The organism is Bradyrhizobium sp. WBOS07, from assembly GCF_024585165.1.
GTDB lineage: Bacteria > Pseudomonadota > Alphaproteobacteria > Rhizobiales > Xanthobacteraceae > Bradyrhizobium > Bradyrhizobium japonicum_B.
This window is the reverse complement of the sequence record NZ_CP029008.1, coordinates 1,417,638-1,441,185: the sequence shown is the minus strand read 5'-3', so window position 1 is coordinate 1,441,185 and position 23,548 is coordinate 1,417,638. Positions and strand designations below refer to the sequence as shown.

The 23,548-nt window shown below is 64.2% G+C and carries 25 protein-coding genes and 1 tRNA gene; 9 read left to right on the top strand and 17 right to left on the bottom strand.

The window, feature by feature from the left end:
• Positions 1-22: 22 nt before the first annotated feature.
• Genes DCM79_RS06795 through DCM79_RS06780 form a run of 4 tightly spaced genes read right to left on the bottom strand, consistent with a single transcriptional unit; the run spans position 23 to position 3,124 of the window.
• Positions 23-430 carry a thiol-disulfide oxidoreductase DCC family protein gene (locus DCM79_RS06795; protein ID WP_257179206.1) on the bottom strand — a complete coding sequence of 136 codons (408 nt, stop codon included), beginning with the start codon at positions 428-430 and terminating at the stop codon, positions 23-25.
• Positions 430-1,749, bottom strand: coding sequence for an SDR family oxidoreductase (locus DCM79_RS06790; protein WP_257179205.1), 1,320 nt, complete (start codon positions 1,747-1,749; stop codon positions 430-432). Before DCM79_RS06790 ends, DCM79_RS06795 begins: the two co-directional genes overlap by 1 nt.
• A gap of 8 nt (positions 1,750-1,757) precedes the next feature.
• Positions 1,758-2,228 (bottom strand): DUF2269 domain-containing protein, encoded by a 471-nt coding sequence (locus DCM79_RS06785; RefSeq protein WP_257179204.1) that lies wholly within the window; start codon positions 2,226-2,228, stop codon positions 1,758-1,760.
• Positions 2,225-3,124: a dienelactone hydrolase family protein gene (locus tag DCM79_RS06780; RefSeq protein WP_257179203.1), complete on the bottom strand. Its 900-nt coding sequence runs from the start codon at positions 3,122-3,124 to the stop codon at positions 2,225-2,227. Before DCM79_RS06780 ends, DCM79_RS06785 begins: the two co-directional genes overlap by 4 nt.
• A 266-nt stretch (positions 3,125-3,390) precedes the next feature.
• Between DCM79_RS06780 and DCM79_RS06775 the strand changes: the two genes are divergently transcribed.
• Both DCM79_RS06775 and ppa read left to right on the top strand, forming a co-directional pair.
• Positions 3,391-3,900, top strand: coding sequence for a GNAT family N-acetyltransferase (locus tag DCM79_RS06775; protein WP_024338772.1), 510 nt, complete (start codon positions 3,391-3,393; stop codon positions 3,898-3,900).
• A gap of 193 nt (positions 3,901-4,093) precedes the next feature.
• Positions 4,094-4,630 (top strand): inorganic diphosphatase, encoded by a 537-nt coding sequence (ppa, locus tag DCM79_RS06770; RefSeq protein ID WP_194405349.1) that lies wholly within the window; start codon positions 4,094-4,096, stop codon positions 4,628-4,630.
• 178 nt (positions 4,631-4,808) lie between these two features.
• Here the strand turns inward: ppa and folD are convergent, their stop codons facing one another.
• From folD to DCM79_RS06755, 3 genes are read right to left on the bottom strand one after another with little or no spacing between them, the layout of a single operon-like run.
• Positions 4,809-5,693, bottom strand: coding sequence for a bifunctional methylenetetrahydrofolate dehydrogenase/methenyltetrahydrofolate cyclohydrolase FolD (gene folD / locus DCM79_RS06765; protein ID WP_257179202.1), 885 nt, complete (start codon positions 5,691-5,693; stop codon positions 4,809-4,811).
• Positions 5,694-5,703: 10 nt separating this feature from the next.
• Positions 5,704-6,048, bottom strand: coding sequence for a DUF167 domain-containing protein (locus DCM79_RS06760; RefSeq protein ID WP_257179201.1), 345 nt, complete (start codon positions 6,046-6,048; stop codon positions 5,704-5,706).
• A 15-nt stretch (positions 6,049-6,063) separates the two neighbouring features.
• The gene (locus DCM79_RS06755; RefSeq protein WP_028133372.1) at positions 6,064-6,354 is read right to left on the bottom strand and encodes a YggT family protein; all 291 of its coding nucleotides are present in this window, start codon (positions 6,352-6,354) and stop codon (positions 6,064-6,066) included.
• A 201-nt stretch (positions 6,355-6,555) separates the two neighbouring features.
• Between DCM79_RS06755 and DCM79_RS06750 the strand changes: the two genes are divergently transcribed.
• Positions 6,556-6,631: transfer RNA gene (locus DCM79_RS06750), tRNA-Ala, on the top strand.
• Positions 6,632-6,979: 348 nt separating this feature from the next.
• Here DCM79_RS06750 and DCM79_RS06745 read toward each other — a convergent pair.
• From DCM79_RS06745 to DCM79_RS06715, 7 genes are all read right to left on the bottom strand, one after another.
• A complete protein-coding gene (locus tag DCM79_RS06745) occupies positions 6,980-7,792 on the bottom strand; it encodes an enoyl-CoA hydratase (RefSeq protein WP_257179200.1) in 813 nt (270 codons plus the stop codon).
• A 113-nt stretch (positions 7,793-7,905) separates the two neighbouring features.
• On the bottom strand, positions 7,906-8,700 hold the full coding sequence (locus DCM79_RS06740; RefSeq protein ID WP_257179199.1) for a glutamine amidotransferase: 795 nt from the start codon (positions 8,698-8,700) through the stop codon (positions 7,906-7,908).
• Positions 8,701-8,824: 124 nt separating this feature from the next.
• Positions 8,825-9,604, bottom strand: coding sequence for an SDR family oxidoreductase (locus tag DCM79_RS06735; RefSeq protein ID WP_257180711.1), 780 nt, complete (start codon positions 9,602-9,604; stop codon positions 8,825-8,827).
• 183 nt (positions 9,605-9,787) lie between these two features.
• Positions 9,788-10,318: a TerB family tellurite resistance protein gene (locus tag DCM79_RS06730; protein ID WP_257179198.1), complete on the bottom strand. Its 531-nt coding sequence runs from the start codon at positions 10,316-10,318 to the stop codon at positions 9,788-9,790.
• A gap of 296 nt (positions 10,319-10,614) precedes the next feature.
• Positions 10,615-12,024, bottom strand: coding sequence for an adenylate/guanylate cyclase domain-containing protein (locus tag DCM79_RS06725; protein WP_257179197.1), 1,410 nt, complete (start codon positions 12,022-12,024; stop codon positions 10,615-10,617).
• 50 nt (positions 12,025-12,074) lie between these two features.
• Positions 12,075-13,445, bottom strand: coding sequence for a cytochrome P450 (locus tag DCM79_RS06720; RefSeq protein WP_257179196.1), 1,371 nt, complete (start codon positions 13,443-13,445; stop codon positions 12,075-12,077).
• Between the two features lie 34 nt (positions 13,446-13,479).
• Positions 13,480-14,850: a hydrolase gene (locus tag DCM79_RS06715; RefSeq protein WP_257179195.1), complete on the bottom strand. Its 1,371-nt coding sequence runs from the start codon at positions 14,848-14,850 to the stop codon at positions 13,480-13,482.
• A 148-nt stretch (positions 14,851-14,998) separates the two neighbouring features.
• Between DCM79_RS06715 and DCM79_RS06710 the strand changes: the two genes are divergently transcribed.
• Positions 14,999-16,687, top strand: a complete 1,689-nt coding sequence (locus tag DCM79_RS06710) for an MFS transporter (RefSeq protein WP_257179194.1) — start codon at positions 14,999-15,001, stop codon at positions 16,685-16,687.
• A 105-nt stretch (positions 16,688-16,792) separates the two neighbouring features.
• Here the strand turns inward: DCM79_RS06710 and DCM79_RS06705 are convergent, their stop codons facing one another.
• Positions 16,793-17,008 carry a cysteine rich repeat-containing protein gene (locus DCM79_RS06705; RefSeq protein WP_257179193.1) on the bottom strand — a complete coding sequence of 72 codons (216 nt, stop codon included), beginning with the start codon at positions 17,006-17,008 and terminating at the stop codon, positions 16,793-16,795.
• Positions 17,009-17,197: 189 nt separating this feature from the next.
• The gene (locus DCM79_RS06700; RefSeq protein ID WP_257179192.1) at positions 17,198-17,506 is read right to left on the bottom strand and encodes a hypothetical protein; all 309 of its coding nucleotides are present in this window, start codon (positions 17,504-17,506) and stop codon (positions 17,198-17,200) included.
• 253 nt (positions 17,507-17,759) lie between these two features.
• Between DCM79_RS06700 and DCM79_RS06695 the strand changes: the two genes are divergently transcribed.
• On the top strand, positions 17,760-18,806 hold the full coding sequence (locus DCM79_RS06695; protein ID WP_257179191.1) for a polysaccharide deacetylase family protein: 1,047 nt from the start codon (positions 17,760-17,762) through the stop codon (positions 18,804-18,806).
• 132 nt (positions 18,807-18,938) lie between these two features.
• On the opposite strand, the gene DCM79_RS06690 is transcribed toward DCM79_RS06695, so the two are convergent.
• A complete protein-coding gene (locus DCM79_RS06690; protein ID WP_257179190.1) occupies positions 18,939-19,331 on the bottom strand; it encodes a hypothetical protein in 393 nt (130 codons plus the stop codon).
• A gap of 436 nt (positions 19,332-19,767) precedes the next feature.
• Here DCM79_RS06690 and DCM79_RS06685 point away from each other — a divergent pair, with 436 nt between their 5' ends.
• The 4 genes from DCM79_RS06685 to DCM79_RS06670 all read left to right on the top strand — a co-directional run bounded on the left by DCM79_RS06685 (position 19,768) and on the right by DCM79_RS06670 (position 23,547).
• A complete protein-coding gene (locus DCM79_RS06685) occupies positions 19,768-20,610 on the top strand; it encodes a type I restriction enzyme HsdR N-terminal domain-containing protein (protein ID WP_257179189.1) in 843 nt (280 codons plus the stop codon).
• A 531-nt stretch (positions 20,611-21,141) separates the two neighbouring features.
• Positions 21,142-22,437 carry a site-specific integrase gene (locus DCM79_RS06680; RefSeq protein ID WP_257179188.1) on the top strand — a complete coding sequence of 432 codons (1,296 nt, stop codon included), beginning with the start codon at positions 21,142-21,144 and terminating at the stop codon, positions 22,435-22,437.
• A gap of 206 nt (positions 22,438-22,643) precedes the next feature.
• Positions 22,644-22,886: an AlpA family transcriptional regulator gene (locus DCM79_RS06675; RefSeq protein ID WP_257179187.1), complete on the top strand. Its 243-nt coding sequence runs from the start codon at positions 22,644-22,646 to the stop codon at positions 22,884-22,886.
• Positions 22,887-23,019: 133 nt separating this feature from the next.
• Positions 23,020-23,547: a hypothetical protein gene (locus DCM79_RS06670; RefSeq protein ID WP_257179186.1), complete on the top strand. Its 528-nt coding sequence runs from the start codon at positions 23,020-23,022 to the stop codon at positions 23,545-23,547.
• Position 23,548 lies beyond the last annotated feature (1 nt).

Sequence of the window (23,548 nt, the reverse complement as noted above, 5' to 3'; positions counted from 1 at the left end):
TACCAATGTCGTCCCGGTCGCGTCACTCGATCACTCGGCCCCGCAAATCACCATCAGGCACGAAGCAGGCCTCGTACTTCCCGAAAATGCGATAGCGGTTGCGCGCGACGAGGCTGTAGATGACGTCGCGCAGCGGCTTCGGCACCGCGAAAAGCGCCCGCACCCAGCGCCAGCCGGGAAGCTGCGAGAGCACGGTCAGTGCGGCGTCGGACTTCGTGAATACTTCGCCGCCGTGGACGACCGCGTTGGTGTCGGGATCAGCGGGGTCGATGCCGAATGTGCGCGCCAAACGTGCGCCATAGTCCGACTGGATCGGCGTGAAACGAAACCGCTTCCGGGTGTCGCGCTTGGCCACGAAGCGGACCCAGCGCGAGCAGAAGATGCAGACGCCGTCGAACAGGATGACGTCGTCGTCGCGCCATTGGGGCATCAGCGATTATCCAGCATCAGGAGGCCGACCAGCATCAGCACGATCGCTGGACCGGTCTTGACCAGCGCGCCGAGCGGCTCGATCCAGAGGTCGGGCGTCAGGATCGCCGCGCCGACCATATAACCGAGCGAAGCGACGATGCCCGCAACGAGGCCCGTGGCCGCGGTGCGGCGGAAGGCGATCAGCACGCCGATGCTCATGTCCATCAGGCTGGTGCCGACAGTGATGGGATCGACCAGCGCCGGCGGAAAATCGTGCGCGGTCAGGATGCCGGCGGCGGCCCGATAAGATACGAACAGCGCGATGAAGCCGGAGACGAGCCAGAACGCGACCAGGCTCGCGAAGATCAGCGCCTTGATCAGGAACAGGCGGGCGAACCATTTGTCCTGGATGGTGGCGGCATGACGGCCGATCGTCTCGGCAAGCGCCTTCGGCCTGATGCCGGTGGCGGCGATCCAGGCCGAGGGATCGCCGCGCACGCCCCGGCGCAACTCGGCAATCGACGTCGTGCGCATCGTCGGCATCCAGCCGAGATAGCTGGCGAGATCGCCGATCCTGGCGCCGAGATCGAGCAGGATCGTCGGCATCGCGATGCGCGGCCAGCCGGATGTGCCGAACGCGCGACGAAATTGCTCGATGACGCCAGCCATCGTGACCGGCTCTGCCTGCATCAGATCCCAGCTCACCGCGTTCACGGACGCGTCGTCGATGTCCCGCGCGGCGAGCCAGGCGATGGTGGCCGAGATTTCCTCCACCGCGACCGGCTGGAACGGTGTTGCCATCTCCTTGCCTGGAAGATCGAACGGGAAGGCCGCGAGCGCGCGGAGCAAGGCGCTGCCGCCGTAGGCCGCGGGCGCGATGACGAAGCCGGGCCGCAGGATGGCGTGGGCAATGCCGGACGCCGCGATCAGGCGCTCGGCCTCGCGCTTGGTCGTCGCAAACGCAGTGCGGTCGGCCTCCGCCGCTCCCGGAATTGAGGTGTGCACCAGCCGGATCGCGCGGCCGCTGTTACCGATCGCGGCAAGGAGCCGCGCGACGAAATCGCGATGCACGGCGCCCGTATCGCTGCCTGGTCCGTCCTGAAGCACGCCGAGGCAATTTACGACAACGTCGACGGCGTGCTCGCGCAGGAGCCGCGCCAGCGCAGCTGCATCCAGCGAAAGGATCGGCAGCTCGATGTCCAACGCGCTCATTCTTTGCGACGGCGACAGGCTGCGCGCCACGCCGACGACGCGGAATCCCCGCGCGCGGAGATCGTCGGTGACGAAGCGGCCGATCAGGCCGGAGGCGCCGAGCACCAGAATGGTTCGCTCACTCATCTTGCTTCTCAAAACGGTTTTGCGATCATCAGCCAGAGGATCAGCATCGTCGCGCCGAAACCGGGAAAGCCGAATGCGAACCACCGGCGGAACAGCACGAAATAGCGCGGCGGCAGCGCACTGCGCTGATCGGCGGCAGCCTGGCGCGCAAGATCCCGCATCTCGATCTGCATGAATACGACGGGAATCCAGAACAGGCCGGCGACGGCGTAAAGTGCCAGCGAGGCGAGCAGCCAGTGCTCCGTGATCGGTATCGCCGAGAGCATCATCAATAGGCCGCCCGTCACCGGCTGGAGCAGCACGGCGGAGAACGTGAAGATCGCATCCGCAATCACCACGACCGATGCCGTGCGTGCGATGAACGCCACATCGTTGGTACGATGCGCCATCAGCATGAAGAAGGCGATGCCGGTGCCTGTGCCGAGGACGACGATGGCGCCGAGCACATGCAGAAACTTGACCAGAACATACGGCGTCATGGCTTCTTGGTCGCCTTCGGCCGGTCCGGGTTCAGCGCACGCGCGAGATCCCCGCTTGCGGCTTTGACCCCGGCTTCGCTCTCGATCATCCAATGCCCCTCGCCGCCGAGCGCCGGCAAGGTGCGGAAGTCCACCTTGCCGCCACCCCCGCGAAACGCCTCGGCCAGGCTCTTCGAAAATGCCGGCGCGAAGTAGCTGTCATTGCCCGCAACGAGCCATGTGACGGGGATACGCGCGCCTCTGCCGAACTCCGCGGCAGCGGCAAGCAGCTTGGCTGGTGCGCAGATCCGGTTCGGCTCATCATTGGCATGGCCGCCGCGCCCCGGCGCGAACACCGCGATGGCGGAGATCGTCTTCGGGTCGGCATCGGCGAGCGCCAGCGCGCCCCAGCCGCCGGCGGAATGGCCGATCACGATCGCGGCCTCCTTGCGAATGAAATCCTGCTTTCGCAAATGGTCCAGCGCGAGCCGGATCTGCCCGGCCGTTGCACGGCCCGAACGCGCATAATCGGCCTCGTCACATCCGCCCTGATCCTCGACATAGCGGCCGCCGGTCGCGCCATGGCCGAGCCGCTCCGGCACCAGCACGGCATAGCCGCGCGCGACGAGATAGGCGGCAAGCGGACGGTATTCCGGCTGTGGCATCTGCGCCCGACGCAAGCCATTCTGCGTTGAGGCGTGCGCGATGACCGCAAGCCGGAACGGACCTGCGCCGGCGGGGCGAAACAGCACGGCATAGGCGGCGATGCCGGTATCCGGCGAGGGGACAAGCCATTTCTGTCGGCGAAGCGGCTCGCCCTCTTCGCCGGACGGGCCAGACGTGACCTGGGCGCACAGAGGCGACGCAGCCAGCAAGGCCAGCAGAGGCAGGAGCGGGATGATCTTGAGGAGCCGCATGAATGGCCGAGGGCGACACGAGAAGCGACCGCCACACTAGTTGGAACGAATCACTCTGGGCGGACTTTTTGCCCTGCCATTGTCGTTCATTCATTCCCGCAGAACGAGTTTTGCACCGACGCACGGCGTGCCGAGGCGATTTGAGTCGGCATCCTGTCTTTTTTCGGCACAACATGGTTAAGACACTGATGCACAAAGTCCACACGTTAACCGATAATTAACGATAGGACTTGCCGCCGAGGCGGCGACTTGGTTTGATTGTGTCCATGAGCACAACCCTGATCGAGGTCCGGCCGGCCAAAGCTGCAGATGCAACTGCGGTGGCGTCCACGCATGACGAAGCCTGGCGCTCCGCCTATCAGGGCATCATTCCCGGTGCCGAGCTGGAAAAGTTGATCAACCGCCGCGGCCCGCAATGGTGGGACAGTGCGATCCGCAAGGGCAGCCGCGTCAGCGTGCTGGTGTTCGGCGACAAGATCGCGGGTTATGCCAATTACGGTCGCAACCGCGCCCGCAGCCTGCATTTCGACGGCGAGATCTACGAGCTTTATCTGCGCCCGGAATTCCAGGGCCTCGGCTTCGGCCGTCGCCTGTTCGCCGCCGCTCGCCGCGACCTGATGCAGAGCGGGCTGAAGAGCATGGTGGTGTGGGCGCTCTCGGACAACGACCCCGCGACCGAGTTCTACCGGGCGCTCGGGGGCCGTATGGTGGCGCGCTCGTCGGAGCGATTCGGGCCGAAGGCGCTCGACAAGGTTGCCTTCGCCTGGACCAACTAGATTTGGACCAATTGAGCTGCTGAAAGCAGAAACGGCAGCGTTTCCTGTCCGTCGATACCGCTGCCTTTGCGCCGGTGATTTCCGGATTCATTATTTCACAAAAACGCGATGGATCAGCGGGCCAAGCCCGCGTATGACAGCGCCAAAATCGGCTGCCGGGCGCGATTTTACCTCGGCAACAACGGAGCCTTGAATGCGTATCGATGCGATCTCGATCGGGAAAAACGTGCCGCACGAAGTCAACGTCCTCATCGAAGTCCCCGTGGGCGGCGAACCGATCAAATACGAGATGGACAAGGAGGCCGGCACGCTGGTGGTCGACCGCTTCCTTTACACGCCGATGCGTTACCCCGGCAATTACGGTTTCATCCCGCACACCCTGTCGGATGACGGCGACCCCTGCGACGTCCTGATCGTCAACACCCGCGCCATCATTCCCGGCGCCGTCATGAGCGTGCGCCCGGTCGGCGTGCTGTTCATGGAGGATGAAGCCGGCGGCGACGAGAAGATTCTGGCGGTGCCGTCGTCGAAGCTCACGCAGCGCTACGACAAGGTGAAGTCCTACTCCGACCTGCCCGACATCACGCTGCAGCAGATCCAGCACTTCTTCGAGCACTACAAGGATCTCGAGAAGGGCAAATGGGTGAAGATCCTGCGCTGGGGCGGCCCTGAGGAGGCGCACAAGCTGATCCTCGAAGGCATGGACCGCGAGAAGAAGAAGAAGGGCTGAGGCATCCGTGTCCCGGACGCGATGCGGCACGTCCCGGCGATGCGAAGCATTGTCCAGCGTGACGCGTCGCAGCGCCGGGACCCACGCCGCCACTGGGCCCCGGCTCAGCGGCGCACCGCTACTGGACGATGCTTCGCATCGCCAAGGAAGCGCTGCGCTGCGTCCGGGGCACGAAAACTCACACCGCAGGCTTCGGCAGCCCCGCGATTGCGCAGGCCGCGCGCAGCGTATTCACCAGTAGGCAGGCTACCGTCATCTGACCGACGCCGCCCGGCACCGGCGTGATGGCGCCGGCCACCTCAAGGGCTTCCTGATAGGCGACGTCGCCGACGAGGCGCGTCTTGCCGTCCTCCTTCGGGATGCGATTGATGCCGACATCGATCACGGTCGCGCCCGGCTTCAGCCAGTCGCCGCGCACCATCTCGGGCCTGCCGACCGCGGCATAGACGAGATCGGCCTGCTTCACGAGCCCGGGCAGGTCGCGCGAGCGCGAATGCGCGATCGTCACCGTGGCGTTCTCGTTCAACAGCAATTGCACCAGCGGACGGCCGACCAGATTGGAGCGGCCGATGACGATGGCATTCATGCCTTCCAGCGAAGCGTGCACGCTCTTGGTCAGGATGATGCAGCCGAGCGGCGTGCACGGCGACAGCGCCTGGAAGCCGCCGGCGAGCCGGCCGGCATTGTTCGGATGCAGGCCGTCGACGTCCTTTGCGGGATCGATGGCGTTGATGACGGCTTCCGTGTTCAGACCCTTCGGCAGCGGCAGCTGCACCAGGATGCCGTGCACGGCGGGATCCCGGTTGAGCTTTTCGACCAGCGCCAGGAGGTCTGCCTGCGAAACGTCGGCCGGCAGCTTGTGCTCGAATGAGGCCATGCCGGCGGCTTGGGTCTGGGTGTGCTTGGAGCGGACATAGACCTCGCTGGCGGGGTCGTTGCCGACCAGAACCACCGCAAGGCCCGGCACCAGATTGTGCTCGCGCCTGACCCGGGCGACCTCGTCGGCGACGCGGGCGCGCAGCTCGGCGGCGATGATTTTTCCATCGATAATCTTGGCGGTCATGTCAGTTCCCTCAGTCTTTCGATTTGGCCGCGACGAGCTGGTGTAGGGCTTCGCCGAGCCGTGCCGGATCGCCGTCGACCGCGATCTGCTTCAGCCGCGAGGTGGCACCGGACAGCAGTCTCACGCTGGCCTTGGGAACGCCGAGCGATTTCGCCAGCAGGACCAGCACGGCCTTGTTGGCCTCGCCGCCATCGGCGATGGCGCGCACCCGCACCTTGAGCACGCTGCGGCCATCGGCCAGCTGCTCGATCCCGTCGATGTCGTCGCGGCCGCCGCGCGGCGTCACCCGCAATGCGATGCTGATTCCTGCGGCCGCGTAGCGCCAAGGCTCCTTGCCGGCTTCTCGGGCAACCAAGGCGCTCCAGCCCGCTCAGACCACGTTGGGGTAGATGTAGTACAGGATCACTCGCTCGATGAACATGATGATCAGGATCAGGATGATCGGCGAGATGTCGAGGCCGCCGAGGCTGGGCAGGAAATTGCGAATCGGTGCCAGCACCGGCTCGGTGATCCGGTACAGGAACTCCGCCACCGCCGACACGAACTGGTTGCGCGTGTTCACGACGTTGAAGGCGATCAGCCAGGACAGGATCGCGGAGGCGATCAGCAGCCAGACGTAGAGGTCGAGCACGATGATGACGATGTCGAGAACGGCACGCATGGCGTTTGAAGACTCTGGCTTTTGATAATTCGGGCGGCGGTCGGATGACGCCTTTTGCTAGATATCGGTTCCCCCCCGCCCAAACAAGGGAGTCGCGCCCCGAATGGCTAAAACCGGGTGACACCCGTCCTTGACTTGACCTTGGCGGGGACTTAAATGGCGCCCGGTTGTCGGCCGCATTGACCAGAGCGGCCAGCAAAAGGGGCCATAGCTCAGCTGGGAGAGCGCGTCGTTCGCAATGACGAGGTCGGCGGTTCGATCCCGCCTGGCTCCACCACGCTTCGCCCTGCGGGCTACGCGTGGCGCAGCCACGAGAGAGCCTGAAGGGCGAAGCGTGGTGTCCGGCGTAGCCCGCAGGGCGAAGACGGACCGGCTCAGCAAATCCAACATGTCCAGCCAAACCATTCCGCGCTACGCGTGGCGCAGCCACGTCGGAGCCCGCAGGGCGAAGCGTGGTGTCCGGCGAAGCCCGCAGGGCGAAGACGGACCGGCTCAGCAAATCCAACATGTCCAGCCGAACCATTCCGGGCTACGCGTGGCGCAGCCACGACGGAGCCTGAAGGGCGAAGCGTGGTGTCCGGCGTAGCCCGCAGGGCGAAGACGGACTGTTTACCAAAACCTCCCCCTACCTCCCCGTAAATCTCGGCGGCCGCTTTTCCATGAAGCTCGCCACCCCCTCCCGGAAATCGCTGCCGGCCAGCGCTACCATCATCTCCCGGTTGGCTTCGATCGTCGCCTCGGCCAGGGTCTGGAACGGCACCTCGTAGAGCTGGCGCTTGATCACGGCCATCGCACTCGGCGAGACGACATCGGCGAGATCGCGGGCATAGGCGTAGGTCTCCTCGCGCAGCCTTTCAGGCGAGCAGAGCCGGTTCACCAGCCCGATCCGAAGGGCTTCCTCGCTCGACACGCGCCGCGCCGAAAGCAGGAGATCCATCGCATTGGCATGACCGACGATGCGCGGCAGCATCCAGCTGATGCCGTGCTCGGCGATCAGTCCGCGCCGCGCGAAGGCTGTGGTGAACACCGTATTGTCGGCGGCAAAGCGCAGATCGCAGTAGAGCGCGTGGACGAGGCCGATGCCCGCGGTGGCGCCATTGAGCATGGCGATGACCGGCTTCTTGATCGAGGGATAATAGCCGTAGCGCGTCTGCCAGTCCGGACGGCGGTTCATGTCGAAGGGCGGCAGGTTCGAGGCGCGCCTGACGTCGTCAGGGTCGAGCCCCTTCAACGCATCCATGTCGGCGCCGGCGCAGAACGCGCGGCCCGCGCCGGTGAGCACGATGACGCGGACATTGTCGTCGGCGCTTGAGGCTTCCATCGCATGACGCACGTCGCGCTCCATGGTCGGCGTCCACGCATTCATGCGATCAGGGCGATTGAGCGTGATGGTCGCGATCTTGTCGCTCACCTCATAGAGAATGTGCTCGTAGGCCATGACGCTCTCCCTTGTTTGCCGGTACGCATTGGTGCGCGCTCGTTGGCGGAGAGCCTAGCATATCAGGGAGCGGCGCGAGGACTTGCGCCAAGAGCCTGCGTGAAGGGCGCAGGTTACTCGGCGGCTTGGGCCAGCACCGGCCGCCGCGCCAGCCAGCGGTCGATAAAGTGATCGAGCCAGGCGCGCTCTGCGGCATCGTAGACCGCACGATCCGCGAAATGATGATGCCGCTGCCGCGCTCCGGGCGCGCTGAAGCCGTCGTAGCCACGCGTGGTCCAGCGATGCATCATCGCGTAGGTCACGTCAGGATGAAACTGCACCCCGAAGGCATTGCGAGCGCGGAACGCCTGCACCGGAAAATCGTCGCCCTCCGCGAGCAGCTCGGCGCCGGCCGCCAGCTCGAATCCCTCGCGGTGCCAGTGATAGACCTGAGCCGGCCAGGCCGGGCAGAGCGCGCGGCCCGCGGCGGTCGGGCGGATCGGGTAGTAACCGATCTGGGTCAGCGCATCGGCATGCGGCGCGACGCGGGCACCGAGCTGCATCGCGAGCATCTGGGCGCCAAGGCAGATGCCGAGGAACGGCCGCTGCTCGCGCAGCGGAATCTCGAGCCAGTCGATCTCGCGCCGGATGTAGTCGTCGGGATCGTTGGCGCTCATCGGGCCGCCGAAGAAGACGGCGCCGGCATGCTCGTCGAGCGTCTCCGGCAGCGGATCGCCGAAGCGGGGACGGCGAATGTCCAGGGCGTGGCCACGCGCGCGGAGCGCATTGCCGACCCGGCCCGGGGTCGAGCATTCCTGATGCAGGACGATCAAGACCGGCAAACGGCTTTCGGGTGCGGCAGCGCTCGGCGCCTTCTTTCGGAAGGGCACCAATTCTGCGCCACCAAACCTGTCCGTCCGGAACGACATGGCCTCTGCGAGTGCTATCGGTTCAGACCGCCAGCATAGCTAAGCGACGGTTAACATCGTGTGAGTTCGCGCACAGATCGAAGGTGAAGCAAGCTCCGGGCCATTACGGGAGCTCCAGGATTCTCTAATGCCTGCGCCTCTGGAACCGGCTCGTCGCGGCCAGGATGAAGCCGCGCGGGAAGAAGCGCAGCGCCAACGGCACAATCTTGATGCCGAGACCGGGCAGCACTGCCCGTTTGTTGGCCATCAGGCCACGATACGCCTCCTGCGCGACATCGGTGGCTGAAACATTGAGAAGGGCGGTATCGTGTTGGGACCCGACGCCGGCGCGCGCCTGGAATTCGGTGGGCACGGGGCCCGGGCAAAGCACGGTAACGCGAACGCCGCGCGGCGCGAGCTCGGCCCGGAGCGCTTCGGTGAAGGAAATCACGTAGGCCTTGGAGGCATAATAGACGGCCATGCCGGGACCGGGCAGGAAGCCCGCGACCGAGCCCACGTTGAGAAGACCGCCCTTGTTCCTGATGAGCTGATCGGCAAAGCGCAGCGACAGATCCGTCAGGGCCCGCACGTTGACATCGACGATCCCGATCTGCTCGTCGCGGTCGCGCTCGATGGCATCGCCGAACACGCCGAAGCCGGCATTGTTGACGAGGTGGTCGAGCTCGACGCCCTCGGCGGCGAGCGCCGCCGCGATCGTCTCGCCGGCGGCGGGGTCCTCGAGATCGCAGGCGATCACGATCGGCTTCTTGCCGCCCTTGGCCGCGAGTTCGCGCGCGAGCGCCTCCAATCGATCCGCGCGCCGCGCCGTCAATGCCAGGCGATGTCCGTTGGTGGCGAATACGCGCGCCAGCTCCGTCCCTATGCCCGCAGAGGCCCCGGTGATCAACGTTACCCGCTCAGTCACGATCGAAGTCTCTTGAATGGAAGTCTTTGGCCCCGCAATGGCTGAACGAGAGCATAAGCCGAGCGCGACAGGCAAGCGGCGCCGGCGGAATGGCGGCTTGAGCGGGCGACAGGGGAGCAGGAAGGACAGGCATTCGCGGGCGAATCAGCCAAGCAGGGCCGCCCGGCCCACCTTAAAGTTTCGTCATGTGGCTCGCGTGGGAAGCAATCCACCAGGCGGGATAGGGTCAGCCGTCGACGGCGCATCCTTCCCCTGGCCACCGACACGCTCGGCCACAATATGCTTCAGCTCGATCCGGTCCCGCTGGGAAATCCCGAGCAGATCGGAGGCGCGCCAGACGACGTTGTCTTCGAACTCGCTGACCTGGCCGTCGGCAAAGACCAGCTCCCACATCATCCGAACGATGCGCTTGCGACCCTCCTCGTCGAGCGAGCGCATGATGATGCTGGTGAAGTGATAGAGGTCCACCGCCTCGCCCTCGACCTCGGTGGCGTCCGCGATCAGGCGATCCGCAGCGCCGTGATCGAGCCCAAAATGGCTTTCGATCAGACTGTGCAGCTTGCGCCGCTCGGCGGCCGTCGGCTGGCCGTCCAGTGAGACCACGTGGACCAGCAGCGCGGTCGCCGCCAACCGATAGTCGCTGTCAGCGAAGGTGCGGCTCTGGTCATGGGGGGCGACAATGTCGGCGATGAATTGGCGCAGGCCGTCGAGCATAGTGGTCCTTCGAAATCGATGCAGCCGCGAGGAGCGCGGGCTGTTACTGGTATTATATGAGCAGGAAACTCAACCGGCGCAACGTGCGTCAGTTCCCCGCACTGCATTACGTTTCGGCAATATGACCGCTGCGCATCGGGCGCGAGTAGTGCGACTAGCCTTCAAATGTCGCCCCTGCGAACGCAGGGACCCGTAACCACAGACCGAAGTGTGGCGGCGACTTGCGCATTCAGCATCCTGCCCATTCCAGAAATCACGCGATATAGGTCCCTGCGTTCGCAAGGGACGACAGCAACTCACGGAATCTCGTACACCACTATCTTGTCGGCGATGCCGCGCAGCGCCGCCTGTTTCTGGATCGGCTTGATCGCGCGCTGCTCCAGCACTTCCGCGACCGCGGGCGCGTCGAGCACCGGGCCGGTGATGTGGATTTCCTGCGCTGTCGACAGGCTCTGCACGCGGGCGGCAATGTTGACGGTCTGGCCGAAATAATCCTGCCGCTCATTGAGCATCACCGCGAGGCAAGGGCCTTCATGGATGCCGATCTTGACGATGAGATCGTCGGTGCCGCGCTGCTTGTTGAGCTCGTCCATGGCCGCGCGCATCCGCAGGCCAGCGACGATGGCGTGCTCGGGACGGACGAAGGTCGCCATCACGGCATCGCCGATGGTCTTCACCACCGCGCCCTTCTCGGAGGAGATGATCCCGAGCAGAGCATGGAAATGCGCGCGCACGAGGTCGAAGGCGGCGAGATCGCCGACCCGTTCATAGAGCGCGGTCGAACCCTTCAGATCGGTGAACAGGAAGGTGAGCGAGGTGATCTGGAGCCGCTGATCGAGACTGAGATTGTCCGCCTTGAACACGTCGCGGAAGGTCTGGTTCGACAGCATCCGCTTGGCGGTCAGGAACGGCTTGCGCTTGCCGATGAGATGGTGGAGCGCTTCGGCCGCGATGAACACCGACGGCAACACGCGCACGCCGGCTTGGTTCTCCAGCGACAGCCGCAGCGGGCCGGGTCGCATGGTCGTGGTCCCGGTTGGGGCCTGCACCTTGTTGTACATGATGGCGAGCTGCTGCCGGTCCTTGGTCGGCTCGCCCTGAACGTCGATGAAATGGGCGGCGTGCGTCACCGGCTCGAAGATGATGACGAAGTCGCTCGGCAGCTGCAGCGACATGGTCGCCTTCTCGCCTGCCGGCAGCTCCATCGTGTCGAGCGTCACCTCGTTGGCAAGCGTCGCGAACGATTCCTTGTTGAAGTCGACACCGGAGCTCCAGAACACCTGCTTGAAGTAGTCCCACACCGGAAGCGTATCGGGGTCGTGCGCCGCGATGCGCCGGACACGCGGGTTGACGGTGAAGGAGACCTCGACCTGATCGTCGACGGAGGCCTTGTAGCCGCAGGCGCAGAGTGCGCAATGATAGTCGTCGGGCTTGAGCGCCTTCAGGGTCGAATGCGCGCCGAGCACGCCGCCGCATCCCGGGCACAGCACGTTCCAGCCGAGATCGAACAGCCCGAGCCGCGCCGAATGCAGGAAGGCGGAGATCGCGCGCTCCTCATCGAGGCCGTGCTGCGTGGAGAAATCGAGGACGTTGACGCGGTTGAGCTCGTGATCCTCACCATTCTCGATGAGGCGCACGATCGCATCGACCACCTTCGGATCGGCGGTCTGCTTCAGAACGGAAAACTGGGCCTGGATGTCGCTCATGGCGGGACTCTATCTCGGATCGATCACGCCGCCGGCCAAACAGTCGCCTGTTACCGACGCGTGATGCGGAACATGGGTGAGTGGTCCGGCTGGGTCGTGACGACGCCGAGCGGGACCACGGGATTTGCGGTATCGGCGAGTTCGACCCGGAAGGCACCGATCAGCCGGGCCAGCGCCAGCACGGATTCGGCTTGCGCGAACGGCGCGCCGACGCAGACGCGCGGTCCCGCGCCGAACGGCAGGTAGGCGAAGCGGTCGGGCGCCTCGTTCGACAGGAAGCGTTTTGGAATGAACGCGTTCGGCTGATCCCACAGCTTCTCGTGCCGGTGCAGCAGCCAGGGCGCGATCATGATGATGTCGCCCTTGCCGATCTCGATTCCGGCCGCATTGTCCTTGTCGCGCGCGGCGCGTGCGACCAGAAACGCCGGCGGATAGAGCCGCATGGTCTCGTCGATCACCGCGCGGGTGAGCTTCTGCCGGTCGATGTCGGCCATGCTGTCGAGATGCTCGCCGCGCGTTTCAGAGGCGACCTCCTCCTGCGTGTCGGGATCGAGCGCGAGCAGATAGAGCGCCCAGAACAGCGCCGTCGCCGTGGTCTCGTGACCGGCGAGGATCATGGTCGCAACCTCGTCGACGAGCTGCTCGTCGGAAAAACCCCTGCCGGTCTCAGGATCGCGCGCCGCGTCCATGAGATCGAACAGGTCCCGCGGTGGCGCGCCGTCCTTCTTGCCGGCTGCGCGCCGCTCGGCAATCAGCATGGCGACGAACTCGGTCCAGCGCTTGCGGAAACGGGCGCGGGCGAAATCCATCGGGCTCGGCCAGGACACCGGCAGCACCATGTCGAGCAGATACGGCCGTCCCAGCCGAGCGGCATATTCCATGATGAAGTTGCGCAGGGTCGCGCCATGCCGATCCATGCCGAACGAGAACATCGTGCGCCCGGCGATCTCCAGCGTCATGCGCTGCATGATCTCGCGCAGGTCGATGTCTTCCCCCACGCGCGCGTCCAGCTTGGCAATGGTCTCGTCGAGCACCGCCGTCATATGCGGAACGAGGTTCGCGGTGGCGCGCGGCGTGAAGGCCGGCGCGAGGGTGCGGCGCTGGAACGTCCAGGAATGCCCCTCCGCGATCAGGAGCCCGTCACCCAGCACCGGCCGCAGCATGCGGATGCCCGCCGACGTGCGCGTGTAGTTCTCGTAATTGGTGAGCAGGACGTGCCGGATCGCGTCCGGCTGGTTCAGGATGAAGCTGTTGCGGAGGAAGAAGCGGCCCTTGATGACGCCTTCCTCATAGGCGCGCTGACCCCAGGTCGCGATCATGTTGCGCCGGATCACGGCGAGACGGCCGAAGAACGACATGTCGTCGGGCGCACGCGGAGGAGCCGGAGGGATGATGGGCCGACGCACGCTGGCGATATTCATGGCTCTCTCCCGCAGGGTGTACGCAGGCAAACAGCTAGTAAGTCAGCTCGGCAATCGCAATCCTGTTCTCCTGGGCGGCCCAGGCCCGCGCCACAATCCGTTCTTCGCCGAATTGAGCCACGATGTTACGTCCAACCTCGCCGGCTGCAAGCCGCAATGTTGCCGCCGAATCGGTCGGCACGCCCGGCTTGACGTCGGCCGGCTCCTTGCCATCCAGCAGCACCACGTCCCGCGGCCGGCCGAAATAGCCGCGCGGCCGCGACATGATGACGACCGCGCCGGCGTCCTTGTCGGACGGCCCGAGCGGCCGTGCGGCGCGCAAATGGACGACGTCCGACGAGCGCGGGAAGGGCGAGCGATAGATGTGCGTGATCGGCGCGCCCGGCGACGTCAGAACGAATTCGAGCGACCAGGACGGCTCGACCTGCGCCGGCCCCCAGCGGCCGTCGGCGCCCGTGGTCGCGCTGTGCAAGGCGCCGCCCTTGCGCTCACCGGTATCAGGATCGACGCGGAAGATATCGACGGTTGCGCCCGCCACCGGCCGATTGGTCGGCACGCCGCCGGGCGTGCCGGTGACGAGGCCGCTCAGCCTGACCACCGGCTCCGGCACGATTGCGATGCGCGCGGGTTCCCGGCCGGCGATGAACTTGTAGATCTCGCGGAATGCCCTGGGGTGAAAGGCCACCTCGCGGTGGTCGAGCGCACCGAGCACGAGGTTGGTGGCGCCCTTCAGCTCCGGCCCTTCGTTGGTGACGCCGGTCGGCGTGCCGGGCTTGCCGATGAAACGGCCGTCGGCCTGGGCGTATTTGTCCATGCCGTCGCTGCGCAGCGTCAGGAAGGCGACGCCCGGCGTCACCTCGCTCTCGCCCTCGTTGAGCGCACGCAGGAACGCACCGCGGCCGTTGAATTCGTTGTTGGGCTGGTCGTCGGTTGCAAACACGCCGTGGTTGGGCGTGCCGCACAAGACGGCGTGGCTGACGTCGCCGGCGCCGCCATTCTTGATCACGTTGCGAATGGCATAGCCGCCGCGCGAGCTGCCGACCAGCGCGACACGCGCCGCTCCGGTCCGGCGCTTGAGCTCGGCGATGGCAGCCGTGAGCTCACGGCGCTGGTCCTCGGTCGAGAAGCGGTTCGCCTGCTCGACCTTGTCGTCGGTGCGCGCATTGGGATCGGTGAAATTGATCGCGGCCATGTGCTCGCGCGGAACGCCGTTGGATTCCATCCGCCACAAGGTCGTCATCCAGAGCGCGTCATAGTCGCCATTGCCGTGCACGAACAGGATCGGCGGCACCTCGTTGCCCGGCGCAGCAGCAATGGTCTGGGCGATTGCGCCCGTCCGCAAGCTCGCACTTGCGAAGGGCAAGCTGCCGGCCCCCAGCAAGATCATCCGTCGCGACAGCTTCATCTGTTCCTCCCCGGCAAACCGTCTCTTTGCACCGCTTATAGCGGCCTAACCACTGGACAGCGAACGACTTTCGCAGGCATCAAAGAATTTGCCGGAATCGGCCAAAGATCGCCCAGGACCGCTTCTGCCAGCCCATTTGGAAGGGGATATGACCGAGCAGCCAAACCGTCAGAAGATGGCCGCCGACGGCATCACCGCGCCGCTGCGCTACACCGTGTTCCGGCGCATCTGGCTCGCCAGCCTGCTATCCAATCTCGGCCTGCTGATTCAGGGCGTCGGCGCAGCCTGGGCGATGACACAGATGTCGGCATCGGCCGACCAGGTGGCGCTGGTGCAGACCGCCCTGATGCTGCCGATCATGCTGATCTCGATGCCGGCCGGCGCCATCGCCGACATGTATGACCGCCGCATCGTTGCGCTGATCTCATTGTCGATCGCGTTGGTCGGCGCCAGCGCGCTCACCGTGCTGGCCGGATTCAATCTCATCACCCCGGAAACATTGCTGGCGTTCTGCTTCGTGGTCGGCAGCGGCAACGCGTTGTTCGGCCCGGCGTGGCAGTCTTCGGTCAACGAACAGGTGCCGCCCGACGCGCTGCCTTCGGCCGTCGCGTTGAACGGCATCAGCTACAATATCGCGCGTAGCTTCGGTCCCGCGGTCGGCGGCGTCATTGTCGCCGCGCTTGGCGCGGTGGCCGCGTTCGCCTGCAACGCGATCCTCTATCTTCCGCTGCTGGTGGTGCTGCTGCTCTGGCGCCGCTCGGTCGAGCCTTCACGGCTACCGCGGGAAAAGCTCAACCGCGCCATGGTCTCGGGCTTCCGCTACATCACAAATTCACCGCCGATCAAGATCGTGCTGTTGCGGACCCTGGTGATGGGCCTGATCGGCGGCGCCATCATGGCGCTGATGCCGCTGGTCGCGCGCGACCTGCTGCATGGCGGCGCGCAGACCTACGGCATCATGCTCGGCGCCTTCGGCATGGGCGCCGTGATCGGCGCGCTCAACATCCACGAACTGCGCAAGCGCATGAGCGGCGAGGCCGCGATCCGCGCCTGCACCATCTCGATGGCGTTCGCGATGGCCGCGCTGGCCCTGAGCACGGAGCCGGTGCTGACGGCCGCGGCGCTGGTGCTGGCCGGCGCGGTCTGGATGGCCGCGATTGCGCTGTTCAACATCGGCGTGCAGCTCTCGGCGCCGCGCTGGGTCGCCGGCCGCTCGCTCGCGGCGTTCCAGGCCGCGATCGCCGGCGGCATCGCGATCGGCGCCTGGGGCTGGGGTCATCTCACCGACTATGCCGGTGTAGAGATCGCGCTGCTGACCGCAGCCGGCCTGATGCTGATCTCGCCGCTGCTCGGCATCTGGCTCACGATGCCGCGCGTCGGCGCCCGCAACGAGGATGCGGACATGCTGGCCGATCCCGAGGTGAAGCTGTCGCTGACGGGCCGCAGCGGCCCGCTCGTGGTCGAGATCGAATATCGCGTCGCGCAGGAGAACGCGCGCGCATTCCACAACGTGATGCAGGACGTGCAGCTCTCGCGGCAGCGCAATGGCGCCTATGGCTGGTCGATCGCCCGCGACATCGCCGATCCTGAGCTGTGGACGGAGCGCTACCACTGCCCGACCTGGTTCGACTACTTGCGCCAGCGCAACCGCTCGACCCAGTCGGAACGCGCGCTGCATCAGCAGGCGATCGGTTTCCACGTCGGCCCCGAGCCGGTGCGGATCCGCCGCATGCTGGAGCGGCCGTTCGGCTCGGTGCGCTGGCAGGAAGAGACGCCGGATCGCGCCAGCGGCGAGGTGCTGCCGGTGGTGGCGACGGCGGCGGGGAGCAGCACGTAGGTTTGTAAGTCCGTAGCCCGGATGGAGCGCAGCGCAATCCGGGGCAGGCTGCCCGCGGGGAAAGAACCCGGATTTCGCTTCGCTTCATCCGGGCTACAAGTGCTGCTACTGCCCGTGATCGGTCAGCACCTTGTCGCAGCCTTTGCTCAGCCGCGTTCGATTCTGCTTCAGGCACGCGAGCACGGCGCCGTCGCCGTTGTTCATCACGGCGCGGCAGAAGCGCGTGACGTCGCGCGCGCAGGCATCGTGGCCGGGCTGCTGCTGCGCGGATGCGACCGAGGCGCACAGGAGCAAAGGAATGATGAAAAGAAATCTGGTCATCGCGTAATGCCTCTTACCCGGAAAGACGTGCGGGGAAGCTAGTGCGACGATCCCGCACCTGCAACGGCTTTATTGCCGGGCGGAAGGGTGCCGCCGCGGAGCCCCGGCATGACGCCGGGGTCCATTGCGGGCGGGGAGCTGACCGGCGCGACGATCGTTGTCGTCGCGCGTTGTTACTGGCTGTCGCTGTTACTGGCTGTCCTGGGCGTCAGCGACCTTGCGCGAGGCGCCCTTGGCGAGATTCTTGTCCATCACCGCGCGGCAGCCGGCGCTTAGGTCCGAACGATGCTTGATCATGCAGGCCGTGATCTTCGGGATGTTGGGGATTTCCGACGAGCACAGGCGGAAGGCATCGCCAGTGCACATCTGCTGCGCCTCGGCCGAGAAGGCGAAGCTCGAGCTCGTCGAAGCGATCGAGACGATGGCGGCAATGCCCAGAGCCAGGCTGGCGTCGCGGAGACTGGCAGAGAAGGACTTGGTGCTCGAAGACTTGGTCATTTGAAGCTCCCATTGGCACCGCGCAGAGCGGGCCCGTTGTTGATGGGAACGACGATGCTCCGGCAAAACAGTTTCCACCGTGATGACCGTCACGCGGCCCACCTCGACTGTGACGTCGGTCACGTTGGCGCACCGCCCTGAAATTCCTGCACAACCGCCGTCGCGTTGGTGTCACGTTAACTGTTACTTCGCATTAATGGCGTGTCGCGCGGGAAATTCCGCAGGTTTGGTTGCGTAATTGGAAAGAGTAGCGATGCGTAATGCGTTGGGCCTGATGCTGGCCAGTGTAGTTGCGGCGGTCGTGATCGCCGCCGGCGGTTGGTTTTATTATTCCGCGCGCGCCGATCAGGGCGCTCCCAGGACAGTTGCTGCCCGTGCCGCCGACCCATTGCCGGCACCGGCAAAGCTCGCCGCCAGGGATGACGTCGAGACCACCGCGACGGTGGCGGCCAAGCCGGCGGCAACCGCCCCGGCGCCCGCTCCCATGCCGGCGCAGCCGAAGCAGGCCTGCGCCAACCCGAACGCGCTCGGCGTCTCCCGCGTGGTCGAGATCGACACGACCGGCGGCCCCGGCTTCGGCTTCGATCATTTCAAGCAGTTCGACTTCCTCACCGAGAAAGAGGTCGTGCTGACCTTCGACGACGGTCCCTGGCCGGTGAACACGCCCGCGGTGCTGAAGGCGCTGGCCGACGAATGCACCAAGGGCCTGTTCTTCTCGGTCGGCAAGCACGCGACCTACCATCCGGAGATCCTGAAGCAGGTGCTGGCCCAGGGCCACACGGTCGGCACGCACACTTGGTCGCACGTCAATCTCAACGGCAAGAAGATGACCGAGCAAATGGCCAAGGACGAGGTCGAGAAGGGCGTCAGCGCTGTGAAATTCGCGCTCGGTGCCAACCCGGCTCCGTTCTTCCGCTTCCCGCAGCTTCAGCACAACCCGGCGATCGTGAGCTATTTCGGCACTCGCAACGTCGCGATGTTCTCGACCGACGTCGACTCCTTCGATTTCCGCAAGGGCGCCACGCCGGAGAAGATCATCGAGACGGTGATGACGCGGCTCGACAAGCTCGGCAAGGGCATCATCCTGATGCACGATTTCCAGAAGAACACCGGCATAGCCCTGCCGGCGCTGCTCGCGCGCCTCAAGGCCGGCGGCTACAAGGTCGTGCAGATGAAGGCCAAGACCACGATGCAGACGCTGCCGGAATATGACGAGGCGCTGATGAAGGACATGAAGGTGCCGACGGCAGGCACGAATACGCGTCCGATCGCGAGTGTCGTGCAGACGATCTCGCAGTAAGCGCGTCAAATTCAAATTGTTGCGTCATGGCCGGGCTTGTCCCGGCCATCCACGTTTTGGATCAGGCGCGAAGACGTGGATGCCCGGGTCAAGCCCGGGCATGCCGGCGAGATCGGGGCAAAGGTCTGCGGCTTACCAATAGATGCCGTGGCGGTGCAGCTCGCTGATGATGCGCCGCTCGGTCCAGCTGCGCTTGGGCTTGGGCTTGTTTGAACTTGCCGTGCTCTTGGATGCGGGCTTGGCCGTCGTGACCGGCGCGGACGCCGTCGTGGGTGCGGTCGCGGTCGGAGCGGCCGGCGCAGCTGGCGCGGAGAGCGACACCGCCGGCGGACGATCGGAGTATTTCGGAGCCTCGGTGGCTGGCGCAGCTTCGCTGAGCTGCGTCATCCCGGTGCTCGCCGACATCGTGGTTTGCGGAGCGGAGACCTGCTCGCCCGCCGCGGCCAAGGACAAACCGCGGGACCCTCCTGCCTGGGCGGAGGCAGAAGCCAGGAGCATGGCAGCAACCAGAATAATCTTGCGCATGTGAAGTCTCCCCGTGTTGGCGTGACCGGGACATTATGAGCAACGTGCCGGGGGTTAAGTGATTGGCCTCACATAAGCGCGGCACAATTTCGAACCGGCCAGCCCAGGTCTACCCGGGGCCGACAGACGGGCAGCTCACGTCTGAAAGGTTCATGCTGCCGAGCACGCAGCCGGCGTTCCCCGTGTCCAACCCTGGCTCGCAAGGAGCGCTCATCCCAGCTGATATCTGCTGACAAGGACCGCCGTTCGTACCCCGGTAGGACTTCATCAAGTTAGAGGAGCAGGCCAAGCGGCACAGGTCGCCCTAGCGGCAAAGGGCTATCAATAAAAACGGTTCGCGCGGCTTGTGGCAGGACTCAGCCAAATTCTGCGAATGGGGACTTGTGCTCGCCGAACGGTTGCATGATGCTCGCGCACATATCTTCAGGGGCGAATCATGGCGAAGGTATCAACAAAAGTCGCTACTCGGATTACCACCCAGCTTAAGAGGTACCAGAGCGTACTAGCAGGGCTGCTGAAGCGCGATGTCAGCGAAGCCGATACTGTCACTGTCATCAACGATATGCTTTCCGACATTTGCGGCTATGACAAATACTTACATGTTACGAGCCAATATGCGATCCGCGGGACCTATGTGGACCTTGCTGTGAAGGTCGACGACGAGATCCGGTTCATCATCGAAGTCAAGGCCATTGGAATTGATCTCAAGGACGCGCACGTCAAGCAGGCCATCGATTACGCTGCTAACGAGGGCATCGAGTGGGTAGTGCTTACTAACGGCGCTCACTGGCGGATCTACAAGGTGCATTTTGGCCAGCCAATCGAGAAAATCCTCGTTTGCGAGCTGGATGCGATTGTGGCCAGCGCCAAGAGCCCAGAAGCCCTGGAGTGTTTTGGAAACTTGAGCCGCGAAGGGTTCTCTAAGGGCACGATGGCGGAGTTTTTGTTACACAAACAGGTCACGAACAAGTTCACTGTAGCAGCCGTTCTGCAAACCGACTTTATCCTGGAGGTTCTGCGCCGCGAGATTCGTCGGATGAGCTCCGGCGTCAAGGTGGAAGTCGACTATCTGAAGGCCTTGTTGCGCGAGGAGGTCATCAAGCGCGACTTGGTTGACAGCGAAGAGGCGAAAGCGGCTCTCCAGAACATCAGGCGTTTGCAGCGGGCTGCCACCCGGAAAAAGGCCGCACCGAAAGCTGCCGATGAAGAAGCACCGATAGTTGCCCCAGTTGAGGATGCTTCGTCCTCCCCGCCGCGAGCAGTCGCCATTCCTGATTAAGCGTTCGGTGTACGACTCTCTAACCAGCGGACTTTAGTCACTTATCTGCCTTGTTGTCGGAGCGCGGCGTCAGGGAAGCGAAGCGCCTTGCGTTTTTTCGTCCTCGCAAGCTTTCGTCTTCGCGGTTCCGGCGGCCCGGAGCAGACTACGGTTGAGTGACTTCAGCTGGTTGTCTCGCTGCGTCACTATCACAGCCCCAGGGCGCCACCAGACTAAGTCGCTCCTGAGCACTCGTGGTTTACGGGTGAGGTTCCTACAGCAGGAACCCTAATCGGCCCGAAAAACGCGCGCCCAATTCAAATTGGACAGCTGGTGCCGCAAGAGGGATTCGAACCCCCGACCCCGTCATTACGAATAACGGATATAGTCCAAACGGCACCGAACACTTTCGAACACAAATTCCGCGTTAACCTCCGTATTTAAAAGGGTTTTTGTTGAGTTGTGGGGCCAAGAGCCCAACGCTATCTAACACCCTAATCCGGCCAATCGTGTTACCCCTAGCTTACCCCGGCCGCTTGATAGGGTTCCGAAATGAGCGAAGGCGCAGTCATCGAGAAGAAGCCCCGCGGCCCGGCCCGAGCGTTGCCAACCCTCACGGCCAAGACGGCCGCGAGCGCCAAGGGTGACCCCGCAGGGCGCTATGAGCTTCGGGACGCCGGCAAGGACCACGTACGGGGCCTAGGGCTGGTCGTGCAGCCCTCCGGCAGCAAGACATGGGTTCTCCGCTACGAAGCGGCAGGCGTGCCCCGCAAGCTCACGCTGGAGCCCTACAGCGACGAATTCGGGCTGTCCGCCGCCCGGAAGCTGGCCAGCCGGTTCCGCGTCAAGATCGCCGAAGGAGCCGACCCGGCCGCCGAGAAGGCGGAGGCCCGGCGCAAGGCCGCCGCCGGTATCGACCATGGGGCGATGTTCTCGACGGCATGGACCGATTGGACGAACGCCCCGAAGCCCAAGAGCCGCAGCAAAAGGGGGTGGCGGCCATCCACGGCCTTGCGAGCCAAACAGGACTATGAGCGCCGCCTTGAGCCGGTATGGGGCAAGCGGCGGCTCGACGAAGTAACCAAGGCGGACGTGTCCGCGTTGCTCGACGGCATCGCGAAAAATCACCCCCAGGCCGCAGCGCGGCTGCATCGGGTGCTCGCCTCGTTCTTCAATTGGTGCGTAGCGAAGGGGCGCATTCAAAAATCGCCCTGCGAAGGCTTGGAGTCGGCAAAGCGCATCAAACGCAAGCGCAAGCTGACAGACGCCGAATTGCGTTGGCTATGGCTTGCTTGCGCCAAAGAGCCGTTCCCGATGGGCTATTTTGTGCGCTTGCTGATTCTAACGCTCGCACGCCGCAACGAAGTCGCTGGCATCCGCAAACGCGAACTGCATATGGGGAATCGCCGCACGTGGATCATTCCCGCCGAGCGAACGAAGAATCACCACGAACACGAAATCTTCCTGACCGACGCAATGCTTGACGTCATCAAGGCGATTCCGACCATAAAGAACGATACCGGGTATCTGTTCTGCACCGATGGGGAAAACGCCTTCTCGGGATTCTCGAAGGCCAAAAGGCGACTCGATGCCGCCATGCTGGAAATTGCCCGAGTGGAAGACTCGGAGGTCGAATCGATTCCGAATTGGACTCTGCATGATCTAAGGCGAACCGGCTCGACACGGATGCAACGCCTTGGCTTTGACAACGAGGTCGCTGAAGCTTGCCTCAACCATGTGGACGATGACGCCTATCTGCAACACGACTTCTACGAACAGAAGGTTCGTGCATTCGAAGCATGGTCGGCCGAAGTTCTCCGAATTGTCGGACTCTCGCCGAGTCCGTGACAAGTGTTACTTGGACAAAAAGTGACGAACTGTTAGCTTATGTCTAACAACGCTCGTAGGTCGGACACGGAACGCGGATAGCGCACGGGACGCCTTCCGGACCCGCAAGCGACGAAACCGAACGGGGCGGCGCTCAGACGCCGGTAAGGCCGTGATTGCGCTTCACTGCGACCGCTCTACGAGGGCGGCGCGATGGAGTCGCGTCGATGACCTACACTCCCCGCCCCGGCGATGACGCCGAATATGTAACGTCCGCCACGATCAAGCGCCGATTCGGTGGCGCTTCAGATATGTGGATTCACCGTCGCATGCGCGACGACCAATTCCCGAAACCAATCTATCTCGGCACACCCACGCGCTATTGGCGCATGTCCGACATTGTCGCTTGGGAAGCGGCGATGATTGCCCGCGGCTGCACCCCGAATAAGCGCCGCAAGGTGCGGTCATGAACCCGCCCCGCACATTGGAAGAAGCTCGCGCCGCCTTTGTTGATGAAGTTCTGCGGCGCGAGGCGGAGCAATCCACGCGGCGCAGGCAGATGGAAACGGAACGTCGCCGCGCCACCCTCCGTTTGGTGCGGCTATGAAGCGCACACCTCATTGTATTAGCGACGGCTATCGTCGCTGGCTTGCATTCAGCGAGACCGACGGCATCGCAGCGGAAAATCACACGCTGCCTATCGTCTTTGCCGACAAACCATCGCGATCAAAACGCATTGCGCAGGCCTATGCGACAGCATTCTTCCTGCGCAAGTTGGGCACCACGGAAACGATTATTCAACTGTGTTTGGATCGATTCTATTTCCCGAATGCAACTGAGCGCCGCAAGCGTCGCAACAGCAAAGCCAATTCACCCGATGCACATCAAGGCGACGAACACACCGGCGCTCACAAAGCCATGTATGGGCCGCGCTCTAGCAGCGAAACTGATCATGGCGAGGAAATTATTCGCCAGATTGATGGTCAAGCCTGCGAGGCTGCGCATCTGCAACAACTTCAGCGCATCTTCGAGCCGGAGTTATCCATTTTTCCGGATATCGACTCCAAGAGACTCAGTTGCCATCGAGCATGTAGCTCTAAGTCTGTCGAAGATTCGAAACCCCGGAGCTAAT

Bases quoted from the DNA above. Each gene is read 5' to 3' on its own strand.
- DCM79_RS06795 (WP_257179206.1), bottom strand. From the start codon at position 430: ATGCCCCAATGGCGCGACGACGACGTCATCCTGTTCGACGGCGTCTGC.
- DCM79_RS06790 (WP_257179205.1), bottom strand. From the start codon at position 1,749: ATGAGTGAGCGAACCATTCTGGTGCTCGGCGCCTCCGGCCTGATCGGC.
- DCM79_RS06785 (WP_257179204.1), bottom strand. From the start codon at position 2,228: ATGACGCCGTATGTTCTGGTCAAGTTTCTGCATGTGCTCGGCGCCATC.
- DCM79_RS06780 (WP_257179203.1), bottom strand. From the start codon at position 3,124: ATGCGGCTCCTCAAGATCATCCCGCTCCTGCCTCTGCTGGCCTTGCTG.
- DCM79_RS06775 (WP_024338772.1), top strand. From the start codon at position 3,391: ATGAGCACAACCCTGATCGAGGTCCGGCCGGCCAAAGCTGCAGATGCA.
- ppa (WP_194405349.1), top strand. From the start codon at position 4,094: ATGCGTATCGATGCGATCTCGATCGGGAAAAACGTGCCGCACGAAGTC.
- folD (WP_257179202.1), bottom strand. From the start codon at position 5,693: ATGACCGCCAAGATTATCGATGGAAAAATCATCGCCGCCGAGCTGCGC.
- DCM79_RS06755 (WP_028133372.1), bottom strand. From the start codon at position 6,354: ATGCGTGCCGTTCTCGACATCGTCATCATCGTGCTCGACCTCTACGTC.
- DCM79_RS06745 (WP_257179200.1), bottom strand. From the start codon at position 7,792: ATGGCCTACGAGCACATTCTCTATGAGGTGAGCGACAAGATCGCGACC.
- DCM79_RS06740 (WP_257179199.1), bottom strand. From the start codon at position 8,700: ATGTCGTTCCGGACGGACAGGTTTGGTGGCGCAGAATTGGTGCCCTTC.
- DCM79_RS06730 (WP_257179198.1), bottom strand. From the start codon at position 10,318: ATGCTCGACGGCCTGCGCCAATTCATCGCCGACATTGTCGCCCCCCAT.
- DCM79_RS06725 (WP_257179197.1), bottom strand. From the start codon at position 12,024: ATGAGCGACATCCAGGCCCAGTTTTCCGTTCTGAAGCAGACCGCCGAT.
- DCM79_RS06720 (WP_257179196.1), bottom strand. From the start codon at position 13,445: ATGAATATCGCCAGCGTGCGTCGGCCCATCATCCCTCCGGCTCCTCCG.
- DCM79_RS06715 (WP_257179195.1), bottom strand. From the start codon at position 14,850: ATGAAGCTGTCGCGACGGATGATCTTGCTGGGGGCCGGCAGCTTGCCC.
- DCM79_RS06710 (WP_257179194.1), top strand. From the start codon at position 14,999: ATGACCGAGCAGCCAAACCGTCAGAAGATGGCCGCCGACGGCATCACC.
- DCM79_RS06705 (WP_257179193.1), bottom strand. From the start codon at position 17,008: ATGACCAGATTTCTTTTCATCATTCCTTTGCTCCTGTGCGCCTCGGTC.
- DCM79_RS06700 (WP_257179192.1), bottom strand. From the start codon at position 17,506: ATGACCAAGTCTTCGAGCACCAAGTCCTTCTCTGCCAGTCTCCGCGAC.
- DCM79_RS06695 (WP_257179191.1), top strand. From the start codon at position 17,760: ATGCGTAATGCGTTGGGCCTGATGCTGGCCAGTGTAGTTGCGGCGGTC.
- DCM79_RS06690 (WP_257179190.1), bottom strand. From the start codon at position 19,331: ATGCGCAAGATTATTCTGGTTGCTGCCATGCTCCTGGCTTCTGCCTCC.
- DCM79_RS06685 (WP_257179189.1), top strand. From the start codon at position 19,768: ATGGCGAAGGTATCAACAAAAGTCGCTACTCGGATTACCACCCAGCTT.
- DCM79_RS06680 (WP_257179188.1), top strand. From the start codon at position 21,142: ATGAGCGAAGGCGCAGTCATCGAGAAGAAGCCCCGCGGCCCGGCCCGA.
- DCM79_RS06675 (WP_257179187.1), top strand. From the start codon at position 22,644: ATGACCTACACTCCCCGCCCCGGCGATGACGCCGAATATGTAACGTCC.
- DCM79_RS06670 (WP_257179186.1), top strand. From the start codon at position 23,020: ATGAAGCGCACACCTCATTGTATTAGCGACGGCTATCGTCGCTGGCTT.